Source organism: Arthrobacter sp. UNCCL28 (assembly GCF_900102805.1).
GTDB lineage: Bacteria > Actinomycetota > Actinomycetes > Actinomycetales > Micrococcaceae > Arthrobacter > Arthrobacter nicotinovorans_A.
The window spans coordinates 367,106-386,559 of sequence record NZ_FMWE01000002.1; the positions used below are offsets into that span (position 1 = coordinate 367,106).

Annotated in this window: 14 protein-coding genes; 3 read left to right on the forward strand and 11 right to left on the reverse strand. The window is 63.5% G+C overall.

All coding sequences use genetic code 11. From position 1 onward, the window contains the following. Nucleotides 1–19: 19 nt before the first annotated feature. Genes BLQ01_RS06385 through BLQ01_RS06400 form a run of 4 tightly spaced genes read right to left on the reverse strand, consistent with a single transcriptional unit; the run spans nt 20 to nt 3,701 of the window. Complete coding sequence (locus BLQ01_RS06385; protein WP_091550654.1) at nt 20–874, reverse strand: class II fructose-bisphosphate aldolase; 855 nt, start codon at nt 872–874, stop codon at nt 20–22. After that, nucleotides 856–1,824, reverse strand: coding sequence for a 1-phosphofructokinase family hexose kinase (locus BLQ01_RS06390; protein WP_026541458.1), 969 nt, complete (start codon nt 1,822–1,824; stop codon nt 856–858). Before BLQ01_RS06390 ends, BLQ01_RS06385 begins: the two co-directional genes overlap by 19 nt. Continuing rightward, complete coding sequence (locus BLQ01_RS06395; protein WP_091550655.1) at nt 1,821–2,774, reverse strand: ROK family protein; 954 nt, start codon at nt 2,772–2,774, stop codon at nt 1,821–1,823. The genes BLQ01_RS06390 and BLQ01_RS06395 overlap by 4 nt, the downstream gene beginning before the upstream one ends. A 9-nt stretch (nt 2,775–2,783) precedes the next feature. Then, complete coding sequence (locus tag BLQ01_RS06400) at nt 2,784–3,701, reverse strand: SIS domain-containing protein (protein ID WP_091550657.1); 918 nt, start codon at nt 3,699–3,701, stop codon at nt 2,784–2,786. Between the two features lie 275 nt (nt 3,702–3,976). On the opposite strand from BLQ01_RS06400, the gene BLQ01_RS06405 reads away from it, so the two are divergent. After that, entirely contained in the window at nt 3,977–8,374 is a 4,398-nt protein-coding gene (locus BLQ01_RS06405; protein ID WP_091550659.1) for an endo-alpha-N-acetylgalactosaminidase family protein, read from the forward strand. Between the two features lie 82 nt (nt 8,375–8,456). On the opposite strand, the gene hutI is transcribed toward BLQ01_RS06405, so the two are convergent. Beyond that, nucleotides 8,457–9,695: an imidazolonepropionase gene (hutI, locus tag BLQ01_RS06410; RefSeq protein ID WP_091550660.1), complete on the reverse strand. Its 1,239-nt coding sequence runs from the start codon at nt 9,693–9,695 to the stop codon at nt 8,457–8,459. Between the two features lie 11 nt (nt 9,696–9,706). Next, complete coding sequence (locus BLQ01_RS06415) at nt 9,707–10,804, reverse strand: NAD(P)/FAD-dependent oxidoreductase (RefSeq protein ID WP_026541454.1); 1,098 nt, start codon at nt 10,802–10,804, stop codon at nt 9,707–9,709. A 265-nt stretch (nt 10,805–11,069) separates the two neighbouring features. Between BLQ01_RS06415 and BLQ01_RS06420 the strand changes: the two genes are divergently transcribed. After that, entirely contained in the window at nt 11,070–11,786 is a 717-nt protein-coding gene (locus tag BLQ01_RS06420) for an AAA family ATPase (RefSeq protein WP_091551143.1), read from the forward strand. Nucleotides 11,787–12,030: 244 nt separating this feature from the next. Here BLQ01_RS06420 and BLQ01_RS06425 read toward each other — a convergent pair whose 3' ends face one another. Further along, complete coding sequence (locus BLQ01_RS06425; protein ID WP_091550662.1) at nt 12,031–13,224, reverse strand: glycine C-acetyltransferase; 1,194 nt, start codon at nt 13,222–13,224, stop codon at nt 12,031–12,033. A 58-nt stretch (nt 13,225–13,282) separates the two neighbouring features. Continuing rightward, nucleotides 13,283–14,329: an L-threonine 3-dehydrogenase gene (tdh, locus tag BLQ01_RS06430; protein WP_091550664.1), complete on the reverse strand. Its 1,047-nt coding sequence runs from the start codon at nt 14,327–14,329 to the stop codon at nt 13,283–13,285. A gap of 107 nt (nt 14,330–14,436) precedes the next feature. Here tdh and BLQ01_RS06435 point away from each other — a divergent pair, with 107 nt between their 5' ends. Further along, nucleotides 14,437–15,375 (forward strand): LysR family transcriptional regulator, encoded by a 939-nt coding sequence (locus tag BLQ01_RS06435; protein ID WP_026547145.1) that lies wholly within the window; start codon nt 14,437–14,439, stop codon nt 15,373–15,375. A gap of 34 nt (nt 15,376–15,409) precedes the next feature. Here the strand turns inward: BLQ01_RS06435 and BLQ01_RS06440 are convergent, their stop codons facing one another. The 3 genes from BLQ01_RS06440 to BLQ01_RS06450 form a co-directional block, all read right to left on the reverse strand. Next, a complete protein-coding gene (locus BLQ01_RS06440) occupies nt 15,410–16,594 on the reverse strand; it encodes a Gfo/Idh/MocA family protein (RefSeq protein WP_254779258.1) in 1,185 nt (394 codons plus the stop codon). 26 nt (nt 16,595–16,620) lie between these two features. Continuing rightward, a complete protein-coding gene (locus tag BLQ01_RS06445; RefSeq protein WP_091550667.1) occupies nt 16,621–17,673 on the reverse strand; it encodes a LacI family DNA-binding transcriptional regulator in 1,053 nt (350 codons plus the stop codon). 65 nt (nt 17,674–17,738) lie between these two features. Continuing rightward, nucleotides 17,739–19,397, reverse strand: a complete 1,659-nt coding sequence (locus BLQ01_RS06450) for a type 2 periplasmic-binding domain-containing protein (protein WP_026541447.1) — start codon at nt 19,395–19,397, stop codon at nt 17,739–17,741. Between the last annotated feature and the right edge of the window lie 57 nt (nt 19,398–19,454).

Genomic DNA, 19,454 nt, shown 5'->3' on the forward strand with positions numbered 1-19,454 from the left:
GCCTTTCGCGGGTTCGGAGCTATTTCGCTTTGGCGAACAGCGTCAGCATACGTGCGGACTCCAACACAAGGGCATCCCGGCCGGCCTTGATGTACTTCCGGGAATCCACCACTGCAGGGTTGGCATCGAGGTACTCACGGACTGCGCGGGTAAAGAACCCGTTCAAATGTGTGGATACGTTGATTTTAGTCATACCCGCGCCAATAGCTGCCACGAGCATCTCGTCTGTGACGCCTGAGGAGCCATGGAGGACCAGTGGTTTTCCTACAGCAGTCTTCAGCCGGGTGATCAAATGCAGGTCCAGTGCCGCGCTGCGTTCGGTCATGGCATGGGATGAACCTACGGCCACGGCCAAGGCGTCCACGCCCGTGGCTTCGACAAACGCCCGGGCCTCTGCAGGGTCGGTCCGGACACCCGGGGCGTGGGCGCCGTCTTTGCCGCCCACTTTGCCCAGTTCAGCCTCCACGTAGACACCGCGCTGGTGGGCGTAGGCGGCGACGCGCTGGGTGACTTCGACGTTCCATTCATAGGGCAGATGGGCGCCGTCGTACATCACGGAGCCGAAGTCAAGGTCAACGGCGGCAAGCGCGAGGTCCTCGGACTCGGCGTGGTCCAGGTGCAGGGCGACCGGGACAGCGGCCGAGCGTGCGATCGCGAGCGCCGCTGAAGCGATCGGTTCGAGCCCGCCGTGGTATTTGGCGCAGTTCTCGGAGATCTGCAGGATCAGGGGAACCCCGGCAGCCTCGGCTCCGGCCACCAGGCCTTCGGCAGTTTCGATGTGGATGATGTTGAACGCGCCCTGGCCAGTACCGGAGGCCGAGGCCCTGTCCATGAGTTCCCGCGTGTTGACCAGGGTCACCGGGTCTCCTTCCATGTCACGATCAGTTGGTCTTGAAGTTCCTGGTAGCGCGGTGAGATTTCGCCGGCGGCCGGCATGAGCACGGCGGCTGCTGACCAGGCGGTGGCGCGGCGGAGTATTTCGCGCGGTTCGGTAATGCCTTCGGCGAGTGCGACGGCGGCAGCCGCCACGCCGGCGTCGCCCGCCCCTGTGGGGTTGCCGCTCAGAGCCTCAGGCAGGCGTGCGCTCCAGTAGCCACCGGGAGCGGCGTGGTCGAAGGCGAGCATGCCGTCCGCGCCGGCGCTGACCAGCACTGTCCGGGCGCCCATCTCGATCAGGGCAAGGGCTGCCGCTTCCAGGCTGGATTCTCCGGTCGCTTCGGCGAGCTCGTGATGGTTTGGCTTCAGGATGTCGGCCCCGGCCTTGGCTGCGGCGATGATTCCGGGACCTGAGGTGTCAATGATGGCCGGGATGCCGGCGTCGTGGGCCAGGCGCACGAGTTCGGGATAGAAATCCGCTGGAGCCCCCGGCGGCAGGCTGCCGGAACCAACCAGGACGGAGGCCGGCAGGTTCCGGTTGCCGCTGACGGCTTCAACGATGGCAATCCGGAGTGAGCGCCAGTCATCGGGCAGAAGGGCTTGGCCTTCCTCGTTGAAGATGGACGTTTCGCCGGCGACCGTGTCCACGAGGGCGATGCTGCGGCGGGTCTCGGCGGCCACTCCCACCAGCGTGTGGGGAACTCCGCTGGTCCAGAGCTCCGCTGCCAGGGTCTGCCCGGCTGCGCCGCCGGTGGGGGCGATCGCCAGGACAGGGTAGCCAAGCTGGTGCGTCACGCGGGCAACGTTGATGCCCTTGCCACCGGCGCGGCTCAAAGGAGTGGGCACGCGGTGGCTGGCGCCCTCGGTGATTCCCTGAACGGCGTAGGTCATGTCGATGGCCGGATTGGCAGTGACAGTGATGATGCGGTTCACGTTGGCTCTCTTCATTGTGACGCCCCCTGGAGTGCTTTGGCCGTCAAAAGTGCCCTTGCGTTCAACGCCGCACCCAGCAGGCCGGCGTCCTGGCCCAACTGGGCCCTGATGAGCTGCGGCCGCCGCTGGAAGTCAAGGATTCCGTCCACCTTGGCCCGGAGGGGCTCCAACAGTTCGTCGCCCGCCTCAGCCAGGCCGCCTCCTATCACCACAGCTTCGGTTCCCATGATGTTGACGCATTGGCAAATGGTGAAGGCGAGGGCATCGACGGCATCGGACCAGATGCGGGCAGCAAGGTCATCGCCCTCTCCTGCCCTGATCAGGACCCCACGGGCACCGTTGACCCTGTTTCCGGACGCCCGGTAGTAGCGTTTGGCGATGGCACCGGCCGAGCCGACGGCTTCGAGAATGGTCGAACCTGCCGATCCAGGGCCGGCGTCGGGATCCGGTACCTGGGCGTGGCCAAGTTCTCCGGCGAAGCCGCCTGCGGTGACAGCCTTGCCGCCGGAAAAAACGGCTGCGGCGATCCCGGTTCCCACCACCATCACTACAACGTCATTGAATTCCTTGGAGCCGCCGAAGGTGTGCTCCACTGCGGCAGCGGAGCGGACATCGTGATCAAAAGCCACCGGGATTCCCAGCCGCTTTTGGGCTTCGGCCGTGAAAGGGAAATTTCTCCAGCCGAGGTTGGCGGAGTAGACGCCGATGCCGGCAACGGAATCCACGATGCCCGGGACGATGATGCCGGCGGCTTTGGCAGGGGTTTCCGGGAATTCCTCCGCCAACTCGGCCTTAAGCTCGGCCAGCCTGTCCAGGACGGCCTCACCCGGGCGGGCAGGGTCCAAGGGCGTAGGGACCCGGCGCATGCCAAGGACTCTCCCCCGGGCATCCACCAGGCCGGCCTTGATATCAGTGCCGCCAACGTCGAAAGACAGGACCGGTGATTCAGCGGCTCCGAGAACCATGACCGGTGCCTAGGCGGAGGCGTCGAGAATGACGGAGCGCGTCAGGTTGCGGGGCAGATCCGGATTCAGGCCACGGACGCGCGCGCGCTCCAAAGTGACCTTATGGACGCGCGCCAGTTCAGCCAGCGGGTGCTTGTCGGTGTGGAGGTAAAGGGCGCCGGTGACGGCCATGTCACTGTCCAGGCCTTCGGGCTGGGTACCGAACAGCCACGTCACCCGGCCCGGAGCGGCGATGGAGATGGGTCCGTGGCGGTATTCCATGGCGGGATAGGACTCAGTCCAACCCTGCACAGCCTCGCGCATTTTCAGTCCGGCCTCATGGGCCAGCCCGACAGTCCAGCCCGTGCCCAGGAAGGTGAATTGCTCCGCATCCAACAGCTCCTGCGGGACCGGAGCACTCACGGCGTCGCGGGCATCCTCGATGGCCTGCTGCACATCGACATCAAGGCTTGTGAGCAGGTAGACCAATGCGGTGGTGGCGAACCGGGTCTGGACCACGGAACGTTCATCGGCGTACTGCAGTCCGATCACGGCATCTGCAAGCTCAACGATCGGAGATGTGGTATCACCAATAATCGCCACCGTGGGGACAATTCCCTGAAGCTCAGCCAGGATCTCAAGTACCTCAGTGGTGGTGCCTGACCGCGTGATGGCCACAACGGCGTCGTACTGGCGATCGGCACTGTTGCTGTTGAGGAAGGCCTCGGAGGCGGCGAAGGCATCGGTGACGCCCTTGCCTGCGGATTCGCGCGCTGCTGCATAACTCTGGGCCATGAACCAGGAGGTTCCGCAACCGATCACGGCGATGCGCTTTCCGTCGGCGGGAAGCAACTGCTCGGCCCGGGCTTGTTCTACCGCCCGCTGCCAGACCTCGGGCTGGGAAACCAGCTCTTCCTCCATGAAGGCGCCCAGTGTGTTCTCGCTCATCGTGTGTTCCGCTCCCGCTCAGCTTAATGACGTTTTCTGATCTATAGAAACACTAAACGATCATTTTCGATCTCACAAGGATCATCCGCGCGGGAAGACCGCTCATTATCTACGTAGGTGCGGAATGCGCAGGTTGACAGGGAAAGCGTGTGCCGACATGTGCACTTAAGTTAACTGACTGTTAACTCTTGTCAACTTCTGTCCCATGAAGCAGGCTTAGAACCGTCCGCAAGAATCTGATCAATATCAGCTCGGAAAAATCAAGAAGGAGCATAATGCCCCGCTTGTCATCCCCCAGACGCATCGCAGCGCTCAGTTTGGCCTGCGTCGTCGCCTCATCCTCGCTCGGTCTGCTGGCCATAGCACCGGCCACGGCAGCCCCGACCTCCCCGCCCTCCCCGCAAGCCGACCCCGTCAGCACTGCAGAAACAGCCACCATCGCCTCCGGCCAACTCACCGTGGATGTCTCCACCGGCTTTCCGCAGGTCCTCAGCTATACAGACGCAGCCACCAAAGCACGTCTGGAAGGGACCGCGAAGCGGCTCAGCACCATCACCCTCAACGGCGTGGAGTACACGGTGAGCGGGACCTCCACCGCATCCGGGAAGGATGCCCGGGACTACGTGATGACCGTTCCGGAATTTGGCAACACCGTCATCAACGCCCGTCTCTCGGTGAAGAAGAACGTGGTCTCCTTCAATGTCACCGAGATCAAGGACTCCGCTGATCATCAGGTCAAGACCCTGCAACTCCCCCGGCTGAACCTGGTGACGGTCGGATCCGCCCAGCCCGGAGCCCAAGTGTCAACGGCCAACCTGTCCGTGGACCGCAGCGTTAGCGGTGACGAGTTCACACCCATTACCGCCGCCACTGCCCTGGACGCCACCGCCAAGAGCTCGGCCTACGCCCTGGCCAACACAGCGTCCCTGGGCGCCGCCGTCGAATCGAATGCCCTCTACGACACGTCCTCGGGTCCGGGCGCCAAGGATCGCGGCCGCTTCTGGCGCCAGGCAGTAAGTGATGGTGCCGGCGGAGTTTCCATGGGTGTCGCCAGTGGCCAATGGCTGTACCGGGCAGAAGGGTCCCAGGCCACCGAGGAACTTCCGTGGACGCGTGTAGCCATCACCACCGACGCCAACGCCGACGGCGGAGTGGATTGGCAGGATGCCGCCATCGCCATGAGGTCCATCCAGGTCAGCGCAAACAAAGGCGAGCAGACCCCGGACAACGTGATCACCCATATTCCCTTCAACTTTGCCTCCCAGGCAACCCACCCCTTCCTGCGCACCCTCGATGACGTCAAGCGCATCGCCCTGGCCACGGACGGACTCGGGCAGGTGGCCATGCTCAAGGGCTACACCAGTGAAGGACACGACTCGGCCAATACCGATTACGGCAATAACTTCAATACACGCGCGGGCGGTCTGGAAGACCTTAATACCCTGGTCAAGGAGGGCAAAGACTGGAACGCCAGCTTCGGAGTCCACATCAACGCCACTGAAATCTATCCCGAAGCCAAGTCCTTCAGCGAGGACCTGCTGCGGGCGGACAAAGGCCTGGGGTGGAACTGGCTGGACCAGTCCTACTACATGAACCAGCGTGCAGACATCACCTCCGGAAAGCTTGCCCAACGCATCAAGGAACTGCGGGAAGCCACGGACAAGAACCTGGATTTCGTGTACGTGGACGTCTACTACGAGTTCGGCTGGCTGGCCGAACGCCTCCAACAGGAACTGGTGAAGAACGGCTTCCGGGTGGGCTCGGAATGGGCGGACCACCTCTCGCGGAACAACACCTGGTCGCACTGGGCCAATGATGAGAAGTACGGCGGCTCCACCAACAAGGGCGTCAACTCACAAATACTGCGCTTCATCAACAACACCCAGTCCGACGTCTGGAACCCGGACCCCAAGCTGGGCGTGAGCCACATTGTGGAATTTGAAGGGTGGACCGGACAGAACGACTTCAACGCATTCAGCGAAAATGTCTGGACAGCCAACCTGCCCGCAAAGTTCCTGCAGCACCACCCCATCACCAAGTGGACAGCTGACAGGATCGACCTCGCCGATGGCGTGTCGGTCACCGGAAACACAGCAGCCGAACGCAACATCACGGTTGCGGACACCTCGGTTTTGCGCGGCGGAACCTACTTGCTGCCGTGGTCTTCGAAGGAAAACGGCAAGGCCGACAAGCTCTACCACTACAACCCCGCCGGTGGTACCAGCACGTGGACGCTCACCAAGGAGTTCGCCAAGGCCAACACCCTTGAGCTGTTCAAACTGACGGACAACGGCCGCGTCAAGGTTGCCGACGTCCCCGTAGTCAACGGACAAGTCAGTGTCACCGCTGATGCCAGGCAGCCCTACGTCCTTGCCCCCGGGAACAGCAAGCCGGGGCTGCCCGGTACTGCCGGCTTCGGCGAAGGGACCGCGTTCAACGATCCCGGCTTCAACGGCGCCGATCTCTCCGCGTGGAACCCGGCCGGCACCGTCACCCAGGTCCGCGACGACAAAGGCCGCCGCTACGCGGAGATGGGGGCAGCGGCGTCGTCAATCAGCCAGGAGGTCAAGCTCGACGCCGGAACCCAGTCCGTGAGCGCCTGGGTGGAAATCCAGCCCGGCAAAACCCGGCCCACCACGCTGTCCGTGGACATCAACGGCAAAACCGAAAGCGCCACCATCGACTCCTCCAACGCCGAAAACTACGTGGCCGGCGACGAAAAACACGGCACCTCCTTCCAGCGCGTCCGCGTGCTGGTGGACGTCCCGCACAACAACACCAAAGCCAGGGTCACCGTGACAGCGGCCGACGGCGACGCAACAGTTCGCGTTGATGACTTCCGGGCGGTGAAAACCAGCCGGGTACCCACTACGGGCTTGCTCAGCGAAAACTTCGAAAACGTGGACCAAGGCTGGGGACCCTTCGTCAAGGGCGACGCCGGCGGCTCCACCGACCCGCGCACCCACATCACCGAACGCCACGAACCCTTCACCCAAAAGGGCTGGGACACCAACGTGATCGATGAAGTCCTGGACGGTACCTGGTCCCTGATTGCACACGATGAAAACCAGGCTCCCAACGGCGGACCCGGCATGGTGTACCGCACCACGGAGGCAACAATGCCGTTCCAAGCCGGCCACAAATACAAGGTCTCCTTCGACTACCAGAACTCCAAGGCCGGGCAGTACGCCTGGGTTTCCGGCTACGACTCCCAGGCCGGTCCCGCCGTGACCGGAAGCCATGCCCTCGATGCCAAGACCTCCACCACACGGTTCGAGCAGACACTGGACACCGGTTTCTGCGGCGACTACTTTGTGGGCCTGCAACGCACTGGCAGCTCAAACGGTTCGGACTTCACCCTGGACAACTTCCTGGTCGAAGACCTCGGAGCCTCGGAATCCGTCCCGGCGTGTGCGCAGCTCTCGGCCTCCCTTAAAGGGGACGTGGTCCAGCAAGGAAAGGCGCAGGACTTCGTGACCACCTTTGTCTCGGACGAGCCGGCAGCCATCAAGGACCTGGCCATCACCCTGGCACTTCCGGCAGGGTGGACGGCAACGCCCTCCACACCTTCTTCCGCGGACACCCTGCCCGCCGGAGGAACCCTCACCACCACCTGGAAACTCACCGCACCGGTTTCAGCGGATGGCGACTACCCCATCAAGGCGACAGCCACATACAGCACTACGTCCGGGCAGGCGGGCAGCCGGACCATCACCACCACCAGCACCGTCCGGACCCTGCCCAAGCCACCCCAGACCACCGTGTTCGCCAGCGACCACCCGTGGGTCAGTGCTGCCAACGGCTGGGGTCCTGTGGAGAAAGACCAGTCCAACGGCGGAACCGGGGCCGGTGACGGTACTCCCCTCACACTGAACGGCACGGTCTACGCCAAAGGCCTGGGAGCCCACGCCAACGGCAACGTCCGCTACTACCTCGGCGGATACTGCACCGCCTTCACCGCCACTGTGGGCATCGACGATGCCCAGCCGACGCGCGGAAGCGTGAAGTTCTCGGTAGTGGCAGACGGAACCACCAAGGTGACCACGCCGGTCCTCGGCGCTGCGAGCGCTCCTCTCCCACTCACTGTGGATGTCACCGGAGCACAGTATGTGGAACTGGTGGCCGACGATGCCGGGGACTCCAACGGCAACGACCACGCGGACTGGGCCGACGCCAAATTCACCTGTTCCACCACGTCCCAGCAACCGCCGGCACCTGTCCTGACGGGGACAGTGTTCGCCTCCGACCTCCCCTGGATCGGCAGCACCAATGGGTGGGGACCTGCGGAACGGGACCGCGCCAACGGTGAGCAGAACGCCGGCGACGGGCCCGCCTTACGGCTTGACGGCGTCGTGTACCCGAAGGGCATCGGAGTCCACGCCGACTCGAAAATCAGCATCGCCACCGAAGCCAAATGCACCGCATTCAGCGCGGTGGTGGGCGTGGATGACGCGAAGCTGAACAAGGGCCTGCACGGTTCTGTGGTGTTTATCGTCAAGGGCGACGGGCGGGAACTGATGCGGACTCCCGTCCTCAGCGCCGATTCAGCCGCGCTTCCGCTCGCCGTGGACATCAGCGGCGTAAGGAACGTGGAATTGATCGCCGACAAGAACGGAGACGACGCCGGCGACGACTGGGGCGACTGGGCAGACGCAAAGTTCAGCTGCGCCTAAAGAGCAACGCGGGGTCACTTGTGGCCCTTCCGGAACTGCGGAAGGGGCCATAAGTGACCCCGCGTTGTTTAAGTTGCTTTAATCAGACAGCCCGGACGCCCGCGCGCCACACCGAATGCGTCAGCGGGATCCCCGGGCGGTAGGCCAGGTGCGTGGCCGACGGCGCCTTCAGCAGGTGCAAGTCCGCGCGATGCCCGACGGCGAGCGAACCCACCGCCCGTTCGCCGTCGACGTCGTTCCCCGACTCCCGCCCCAACGCCAAGGCGCCACCGTACGTCGCCGCCCGGACGGCTTCGTGGACGCTGAGGTGCATTTGAAGCACGGCAGTGGTGACACAGAAGGCCATGGAACTCGTATACGAGGTACCGGGATTGCAGTTCGCCGCAAGGGCGAGCTGCACGCCGGCGTCGAGCAATTCACGGCCTGGGGCAAGCGGCTGCCGGGTGGAAAGATCGCAGGCAGGAAGGCACGTTGCCACAGTGCCCCTGCTTCCCTGACCCGTGGCCGGATCCCAGCCGGCCCACGTTCCCGCGAGCGCAGCAATGTCCTTGTCCGAGAGGTAGTTGACATGGTCCACGCTGGCAGCGGCGAACTCCACGGCCAAGGCAACACCGGGGCCCTCGCCGAGTTGGTTGCCGTGGACCCTCAAGCCCAGTCCGGCCTTTTTCGCTGCCGTCAGGACACGCCGGGACTGGTCCTCAGTGAACGCCCCCCGTTCGCAAAACACATCTGCCCAGCGGACATACGGCAGGACGGCGTCCAGCATCGGACCGCACACCAGGTCCGTGTATTCCTCGGGATCTGAACCTTTCGGGACAAGGTGCGCCCCGAGGTAAGTGACCTCATCAACTTCCGCTGCGGCGATGCGGGCGCTGCGGGCCTCGTTGTCAACGTCAAGCCCGTACCCGGTCTTGCTCTCCAAGTAGGTGGTTCCTTGCGAGACTGCCTCGACCACGCGGCCCCGGACCAGGCGGGCAAGCTCGTCGTCGCTGACCCTGCGCGTGGCACCCGTGGTGACAGCGATCCCGCCTGCGCTGTAGCTCTGGCCCGCCATGCGGGCCTCGAACTCAGCCGTGCGGTCCCCCGCGAAGACCAGATGGGAATGCGAATCCACCCAGCCGGGCAGGACGGCGCGGCCCTCGGCGTCGATCATTTCGTCAGCGGCCGGAGCGTCTTTGGCCGAACCGATCCAGGAGATGCGCTCGCCTTCGAACACGATTGCGGCGTCCTTCAGGACCCGGTGCTCAAGGTCCTGGGTCATCAGTTCGCCGATGTTGGTGATGACTGTGCTGCCGCTGTTCCCGTTCCTGTTTCCGCTCATGACCCTATTGTTCAGCGCCGGATGGACCAGCGTGTGGCTGCGAGCTGCTCCGCTGTCCGGGATTCCGGACTGTCTGCCCCGACCTCGCCGAGGATCAGGGCAGCGGCCAGTTCCGCAATGGCCGAGGACGTTTGGAAACCGTAGCCGCCCTGTCCGGCCAGCCAGAAGAAGCCGGGCGCTTCGGCGTCGAATCCCACCGCCGGAACTCCGTCTGCAGCTTCGGTGCGCAGGCCCGTCCACGCGCGGTCCACTGAGCGGATCCCCAGCGTCGTCACGGTGTTGAGGTTGCTGATCAAGGCCTCCACATCACCAGCGTATGGCTTGGCATCTTCTGCGCCGCTGGGCACGCTTTCCGAGGGCGAGATCAGCACTTGGTTGCCTTCGGCGCGGAAGTAGAACGAGTCATCTGCTGCGCACACCATGGGCGTTTGGGGCGTCAGGGGGTTCTCGACATTCACAATCGCGGCAGTCCGACGGTATGGCTGCAGGCCCAACTTCTCCACGCCGCTGATAACGGCAAGCTCGTCCGCCCAGGCACCTGCGGCATTAACCACGACGCCGGACTGGAAGCCTTCGGTGCCGGCGCCCACCTGCCAGCCGCTCCCCAACCGCTGGGCGGAGTGGACCCTGGCTCCGGTGATGATGTCCACGCCGGCAGCTTCTGCCGTCCGGCGGTGCTCGTCCAGCAAGAGCGGGGCGTTGCAGCCGAAGGAGCCATTATCCAGCCCGGCCGATGTGAAAGACCCGGGGTCCAGGGCCGGGCAAAGACGCATGGCTTCGTCGTGGGTAATAGCGTGCATGTTCCCGCTGGCCTCGGCCCGTACCGATTCTTCATCGCCCACCAGCATGAAGCCACGCGGGGTGAGGATGGGTTCTGCCGCTACGGCATCCCGGGCTGCCAGCATCTCCAAGGTTCGGATGGTCAGTTCCTGCACCACCGCCGGGCCGTAGCTGGGGATCAACTGCCGGGCTGAACGCGAGGAAGTGTGGAAAGCAAGGGATTGCTCCGCTTCGACAAGCGCCACAGTGCACTTGCCCGCGAGGGCCGCCGCCAAGGACAGTCCGCCGATCCCGCCGCCAACGATTACCACGTCATAATTCGAAGCCATGGGACCATCCTGTCAGACCCGATGCTCTCTCACATCCCAAGCCCTCCAGGGGAAACCATCTCTCACGTCCCACACCCTCCAGGGAAACCTTCTCCCACATCCCACCCGCATCAAGGGAAACCTTCTCCCACATCCCACACCCGTCAGGGGAAACCTTCTCTCACATCCCACACCCTCCAGGGAAACCTTCTCCCACATCCCACACCCTTCAATGCGCGCCGGGTCCCTGGGCTTCAACGTCGGCCAGTACTGCAACAATGACGGCATGCACCGCAACCATCCCATCCGGCGAGTAGCGGAAGATCCCGCCAAAGCACTGGACCGCCGCCAGTGGCCGGCCAGCCTTCCTCCGGTGGCACAGCTTCTGGACCAAGGTCTGGATCTGACGCCTGCAACAATCCTGGTGGGCGAAAACGGTTCTGGTAAGTCGACAGTTGTCGAGGCCATCGCCATGGCCTACGGTCTGTCTCCGGAGGGCGGCTCAACGGGGGCCCGACACACTACAAGGTCCACCGAATCCGAACTGGGCAGCCACCTGCAACTCATCCGAAACGCCGGAAGCAGCAAGCGTGGTTACTTCCTCCGGGCTGAAACCATGCACGGTTTTTTCACCTATCTCGAGCAGAACCCCAGCACGTACGGCGACTTGCCCTTCCACGACATGTCCCACGGCGAATCGTTCCTCGAGCTCGCTGTTGACCGGTTCCGTGGGCCCGGATTATGGGTATTGGATGAGCCGGAATCAGCGTTGTCGTTCAATGGCTGCCTCAGCCTGCTCTCAGTTCTCAAGGAGTTGCTGGTTGATGGCAAGTCCCAGGTCATCATGTCTACGCATTCGCCTTTGCTTGCCGCACTTCCGGGTGCCCAAATACTTGAAGTCGGGCACTGGGGTCTTCGGTCCAGACAATGGTCGGATCTGGACCTGGTCACCAATTGGCGGTCATTTCTGGACGCCCCGGAAAGATTCGTCCGGCACCTTTAGGACGGGAGCCGACGCTCGCTTACTTTCTTGAAGAAAGTGAGCGAGGATCACCCCAAAACCCGGGGGATGTGAGAGAGGATCACCCCAAACCCCAGGGGGACGTGAGAGAGGAACACCCCAAACCCCAGGGGGACATGAGAGAGGATCACCCCAAACCCCCGGGGGACATGAGAGAGGATCCACCCAACCCCCGGGGGACGTGAGAGAGGATCCACCCAAACCCCCGGGGGATGTGAGTGAGGGCTTAGGCGACTGCGGCGCGACTCTTGACGAACGCCTGGACGCAGGCTTCGACGTCGTCCGCGCTGTGGGCGGCAGAGAGCTGCACACGGATCCGGGCCGCACCCCTGGGCACCACGGGGAAGCTGAAGGCCGTCACGAAGACGCCGTTGTTGAGCATTTCGTCCGCGATCCTGGCGGCCATCACGGCGTCGCCAAACATGACGGGGATGATGGCGTGCTCGCCGTCGAGGAGCTCGAAGCCTTCCTCGCTCATGCGGCGGCGGAACAAAGCTGCGTTCTCAAAAAGTCGGGTGCGGAGTTCACCGGACTCCTGTACCAGTTCAATGGCCTTGATGGTGGCCGCGACGATTGCCGGGGCCAGGGAGTTGGAGAACAGGTACGGGCGGGCCTTCTGGCGGAGCATCGCAACGATCTCGCCGCGGCCGGAAACGTAGCCACCCGAGGCGCCGCCAAGTGCCTTGCCGAAGGTGCCGGTGTAGATATCCACACGCTCGGAGACACCGGCGTGTTCGGGGGTGCCGGCGCCGGTGGGGCCCATGAAGCCGACGGCGTGGGAGTCGTCCACCATGACCAGTGCATCGTGCTTCTCGGCGAGGTCGCAGATTGCTTCAAGTGGTGCAAGGAAGCCATCCATGGAGAACACACCGTCCGTGACGATGATCTTGCGACGCGACCCCGAAGCCTCCAGAAGCTTGGCTTCGAGATCGGCCATGTCCTGGTTGGCGTAGCGGAAGCGCTTGGCCTTGCTCAGGCGGATGCCGTCAATGATGGAGGCGTGGTTCAGGGAGTCGGAGATGATGGCATCGTCCGGGCCGAACAAGGACTCGAAAACGCCACCGTTGGCGTCAAAGCAGCTGGAGAAGAGGATGGTGTCCTCAGTACCAAGGAACTTCGAGACGCGGCCCTCGAGTTCCAAGTGCAGGTCCTGGGTTCCACAGATGAAACGCACCGATGCCATCCCGAAGCCGCGCTCGTCCATGGCTGTCTTGGCGGCGGCAATGATCTCCGGGTGGTCTGCCAGGCCGAGGTAGTTGTTGGCGCAGAAATTGAGGACCTTGTTGGCCGGCTGGCCGAGCTGCCCGGCAGCGATGTGGCTGGCCTGAGGGGAATCGATGTGGCGTTCGGTCTTGAAGAGTCCGGCGCCGCGGATCTCCTCAAGTTCGCCTTGCAGCTGGTCTTTGATGGCTGAATACATGGGTACTCCTAAAGTTGGGGGTGTCCGGGGCAAGGATGCGTCGGGGTGCCGTATGGGATTAGAGTTCGGTCCAGTCGAGGACCACTTTGCCGCCGGTACCGTTGCGGGCGATCTCGAAGCCCTTCTCCCAGTCCTTTGCCGACAGTTTGTCGGTGACCACCGCGGAGATGTTTCGATGCAGCGCGGGGTTGGAGGACAGCATGGCGCTCATGGCGTACCAGGTCTCGAACATCTCCCGGCCGTAGATGCCCTTGAGGGTGAGCATGTGCGTGACTACCTTGGCCCAGTCAATATCAATGGACTGGCTGGGGAGCCCGAGCATGGCGATGCGTCCGCCGTGGTTCATGTTGTCGATCATCTCAGGCAGCGCCGTGGGGTGTCCCGACATTTCCAGGCCGATGTCGAATCCTTCGCGCATGCCCAGTTCCTGCTGGGCTTCGCGGACGCGCATCTTGGAGACGTCGACGGCGAGGTCTACACCCATTTGCCGCGCCAGTTCCAGCCGCGGGGCTGAGATGTCAGTGATGGCGATCTTACGTGCACCGGCATGACGGGCGACGGCGATGGCCATCAGCCCGATGGGTCCGGCACCTGTAATGAGCACATCTTCGCCAACCAGCGGGAAGCTCAGTGCCGTGTGGACGGCGTTGCCGAAGGGGTCGAAAATCGCTCCGAGTTCCGGGGTGACGGATTCATCGTGGTGAACCCAGACGTTGGTTTCCGGGATGACGACGTATTCAGCGAAAGCACCATCGCGCTGCACACCGACGGACACGGTGTGGATGCACATCTGGCGGCGTCCGGCGCGGCAGTTGCGGCAGATTCCGCAGACCACATGGCCCTCGCCGGAGACCCTGTCCCCTACTTTGACGTCGCGGACATCCTCGCCGATTTCCACCACTTCGCCGTAGAACTCATGTCCGGCAATGAGCGGGGTTTCGATGATGCCCTGCGCCCATGCGTCCCAGCTTTGAATGTGGAGGTCGGTGCCGCAGATGCCGGTGGTCATCACACGGATCTTGACGTCACTGGGGCCCGCTTCGGGCTCGGGACGTTCGACGAGTTCGAACCCTGCGTGGGGTCCGGATTTGTAGAGAGCCTTCATGGGATTCCTCACTGCTGGGGCTGCTTCGCTGCTGCTGAGTCCATTAGAGCGCCGCCAACGATTTAGCACAACTAGATTCTTCTCAATCAACGATTTAGGATTTGCTAATGGAAATTCACCAGTTGCAGATGCTCCGGGAGCTTGGCGACCTTGGCAGCGTGAAGGCCGTGGCAGAAACCCTGATGGTGACCCCGTCCGCTGTTTCCCAACAACTCGCTTTGCTGCAAAAGTCAGTGGACGTGCCACTGACGCGCAAAGAGGGCCGGGCTCTGGTGCTCACCGACGCAGGCCGCGTCCTCGCAGAGGCGGGTGCCGCCGTCGTCAATGCCATGGCAGATGCGCGGGCCGCCATTGGGGCCTACCACGATGCTCCGGACGCCCCGGTGAGCGTGAGCGCCTTCCATAGCGCCGGGCAGGCGTTGTTCGCCCCGTTGGCGGCGTTGCTGGCATCCGGAACAGCGTCCGACGGCGGGATGTCACCGCGCCTGCGCCTCTCCGATGAGGATGTTGCCCAGGAGGATTTCCCGGGGTTGGCGGCCCGCTATGACTTGGTTTTGGCGCACCGGATGGACAACAGCCCCCAGTGGCCCGAAGACAAGGTGGCCGTGATTCCCCTCGCCGACGAGCCCCTGGACATCGCCCTCCCCGCGGATCACCCCCTGGCGGACCGTGCGGAACTGAAACCATCCGACGTCGTGGGTGAATCCTGGGTGACCAGCCGTGACGGCTACTCCCCCGCGGACGTCCTTGCCGCCGTCGTTGCCGTTAGTGGCAGGCCCGCCGAGGTGCTGCACCGGATCAACGACTATTCCACGGTGGCGGCGCTGGTGTCTGCGGGCGGGGCGATCGGACTGTTGCCCCGGTTCACCGCGCGACGGGTGCTCGATGCCGGGGTGGTGCTGCGTCCATTGTCAGGAGTGAATTCGGTGCGCAAGATCGACATCCTGGCCCGCCCCGAAACGCTCAAGCGGACATCGGTCATGACGGTTTGCGAGTCACTTCAAACCGTCATGACCGAGCTTGTGGAACTGTCCGGCCGGCACTGACCAGGGCTGACCATCGCGGACCGGGCAGCCCGGGTCAGTCGCGGACCAAGGCGGGCTGTCCGGCGTCGAAATACGCCACCAGCTCCGCAGGCAGCTCCGGCACCTCCCGGGCAGAGCCGTCACCACGCAGTGATTCCGCCGCCAGGATGCCGGCCACCACTGCCTGCCGCGCCGCAATGGGGCTTGTTTGGGTCCGGCCGCCTTCGGAAGCGAACTGCAGGAACTCCCCGATCAGGCGCGGGTCCGCACCGCCGTGGCCGCCTTCGCCATCCTCGATGGTGATGACCTCGTCCGGTACGGCATAGCCGGAGGACCGGCTGGTCCATACATTGATGGTCTCCCCCGGCCCGTCGCCAAGGTTCTCAATGCGCCCCTTGGTACCAATGACGGTGTAGTTGCGCCAGTAGTCCGGGGTGAAATGGCATTGCTGGTATGAAGCCAGCACACCGTTGTCCAGGACCATGTTCATCATGGAAATGTCCTCGACGTCGATCACCTCCGCCAGGTCCTTCTGCTCGGTGGGCGGCCAGTTGTCCATGGAGAACCAGTCCCCCATGCGCTTGCCGGCGTTGTCGCTCCGGTTGGCTACATCGCCGTATACGGCCAGATCTCCGACGGCGGAAACCCGCTTGGTGTATCCCCCCGCCAGCCAATGGATCACGTCGATGTCATGGGCACCCTTTTGGAGCAGGAGCGAGGTGACGTTTGCCCGTTGAGCGTGCCAGTCCTTGAAGTAGTAGTCGCCACCGTGGCCCACGAAGTGGCGGCACCAGACCGCTTTGACCTCGCCGATCCTGCCTTCCTCGATGAGTTGGCGCATCTGTACTACAACCGGCATGTGCCGCATGTTGTGGCCGACGTAAAGACGGGTGCCGGTCTCATAGGCGGTCTTGAGGATCAAGTCCGCAGCCTCGATGGTGATGTCCAGGGGCTTCTCGCAGAAGGTTGGGATTCCCGCCTTGAGCGTACGGACTGCGACGGCGGCGTGCTGGTTGTCCGGGGTCAGGACCAGGACAGCGTCGATCCCACTGGCCATGAGTTCCTCGAGATCCCCCGTGACGCGGGCGGTGGGAATCCGTTCTGCAGCGTCTGCCCGGCCGCGTTCACTGAGGTCGCAAACGATGGTGACCTCAGAGCCCTGGCCTGGCTTGTGGGCATGCTTCCACAGCCCCGATCGCAGGCCGAAACCAACGATGCCGACCTTCAAATCCTTTTCCATGGTGTGCAGTTTCCTTCTTCTGTTGCTTAGTAAAGTCTGGTTGCGGCGCTGCGGTGCGGCGCCGATTCACGCACGAACAAGTGCCAGGGGAAGTCCAGGACACCGGGCTCCTCTGCGGTGCCGGCATCGGCCGGTCCTGTCGCACGGCGCAGGAGCAGCCGGGCAAGTTTGTCGAAGAAATCCACTGGACCAACTGTGCTGAGGGAGGGCGACATCCTTTCGCCCTCCACGGTGTTGCCCACGCCGATGATGTCTACGTCGGCGCCTACCGCCAGGCCCAATCTCTGGGCGGCGTTGATGGCGCTGACTGCGGCATAATCCGTGGTGGCGTAGATGGCTGTGGGCCTGTCCGGCAGGCTGAGCACGCGGGTTGCTGCCGCATAGGCCCCGGCGCTGGTGCCATCGAACAACCCCACGTATTCCTCGCGTTGCGGAATCCCCGCGTGCTCCAGTGCCTCTGCGTACGCGCGGTACCTGGTGCCACCGGATGTGCCGGCCGCCGTAGCAGGAGTCAGGCAGGCGACCCTGCGATGGCCGTGGAGCAGGTGCTCCACGGCCATGCGGCAGCCGGGTCCGGCGATGGATCGGATGACGTCGAAGCCTTCCGCATTCACGTTCTCGTCAAAGACCACCAGCGTGGTTCCGTGCCCTGCCAGTTTTCGCAAGGCCTCCCTCTGATCAGGACGGACGGCGTCGACGAACACAGCGTCGGCATTGTGCGTGCCAAGGACCTTGACCCAGTCGGCGTCCCCAAGGATCATCGGGGTGATTCCCAACGGGGCGGCCGCCTTTTGAACGGCCTCGATCACCGACAACGACCACGGATCGGAGAGCATGGTCAGAGAAAGGATCACGGTGTTGGTGCGGCCCGTCCGGATGGCCCGGGCTGCCTGGTTGGGGCGGTAGCCAAGCCGCTCCGCGGCCGCCTTGACCTTCTCCGCCGTCGGGTCCGAAACACCGGGGCCGCCATCACCTCGGCGACCGGACAACACGTAGGAGACCGTGGCGGTGGACACGCCTGCCAGTTCGGCCACCATGCGAATGGTGGGCCGGACTCCGGTGGTGCTTGCTTTTGCCATGGTTCCCCCTGCTGTGTTCGTTGTCCGCCAGTGGTTTCCGGCACTGGCTGGTTGTTTGTTTGAGGCTAGCTCCTGAATACCGGCACATTCGGGTCCAACGCGGCCTGGTATTCCTCGCGCATCTTGTCGCCGCCTTCACTCTTCCAACGCTTCACAGCGTCCTTTAGCTCGTCCACCTTGGCGCGGCCAGTAATGATGTCCACTACCTTGTCCCGCAGTTGCTTCGTGATTTTGGCGCCTACCTTGGCGTTGGTGTCCGAGTAGGAACCGTTGGTGGGGTTGCGCCATGCAAACTCAAGCAGTTTTTCTTCCTGCTGGCTGACGTACCGGGTGTCGTCGTCGAAGCCCGGGTTGAAGATGACGTTCTCCGGGCTGGACATGATGTTCAACGCCGAGACCAGGCCCGGCGCGTTGGTGGTTCCGGTCTCGGTGCGTGCCGGGTTGCCCGAACCGTCGATGGTGTAGTCCTCACCCAGCTCGCCGAAGTTCTTCTGCATGTACTCCACCGTGCCGAACGGGGCGGACAGGTAGTTGATGAGGGAGAGCAGTTCACGGATCTTCCCTTCCTCGGCCTTCTTGAACGGCGTGAAGCCCACCGTGCCGTAACCCATGTCGTAAACCGGCTTGACCTTGCCGTCGGCACTGAACGGAATGAGGACATCGAACCGGGCGGTCTTGTTCAGCGCGCGGTAGCTCCGGATATCGTGCGGGCCAACCACTACCTGGGCTGCCACGCTGCCGTTGGCGACACGTGAGCGGATGTCCGTTGCCTTGGAGTCCGGGTAGAACACGCCTGCTGCGAACATTTTGGCGGTGAACTCCACACCGGCCAGGTACTCGTCTGTCTCGTAGAGGTGGGTAAGGGTACGGTCCTTGTTCACAGCCCAGCTGTTGGGGGCCCCGAACCATTCGGTGACCATGTGAAGGGCATTGATGTAGGCCGGTTCCAACGCATACTGCTGGTCACCGGGACGGGTCAGCTCCTTGGCTTTGTCCAGGAACTCATCGGCGCTTGCCGCTTCAAAGCCGCCCACCTTCGCCCACATGTCGTGGTTGCCAAGGTACACCTGGCCGAACGGGGTGCTCGGGATGGGAGCTCCCCAGATCTTGCCGTTCACGACGGCGGTCTTCCAGGAATCGGGCTTCAGTGCAGCCAGGTTGGGGTACTCAAGGACGGCGTCACCGGAGAGGTACGGCGTCAGGTCCTGGAACTTGGCTTCCAGCATGGGCCCGACGTTGGGGATACCCTGGTTCGGCGGAACCCACATCATGTCCGGCAGATCGTTGCTGGCCAGGACGGTGGCGAACTTTGCCGGGTAGCCGTCTCCGATGTCTTCGGCGATCTGAAGCTCCAGGTCACCACCGAGCTTGGTGTTGAGCCGCTGCCAGAAGGGATTGTCCTTCATGCCGGGGCTCATGGTGTCGAACGTTTCGGTCAGGCCGGTCACTTTGCCCTTGAGCGGCGGTGTCTTCACTGACTGCACGGCGTTGGGCAGCTTGAAGTAGCCGGCTTGGAGGCCCTTGGCGTTGCCCGCAATATCCGGGGTAACGCCGGTGAATTCCCTGTAGGTGGGCAACTTGACCGAAGCGGAGGCAGCGGCGCCTCCACTGCCCGATGCTCCGCCGCCACCGCAGGCGGACAGGCCTGCAGCGGTCACGGCCAGGCCTGCGAGGCCAAGGAAACCGCGTCGGCTGAATCCAGCCTGGGAGGTAGTGCTCGTCATGGCATAACCCTTTCTGGTTACTTGCTTTTCTCTGAGGTTTGAGTGCTTGGGTATTTC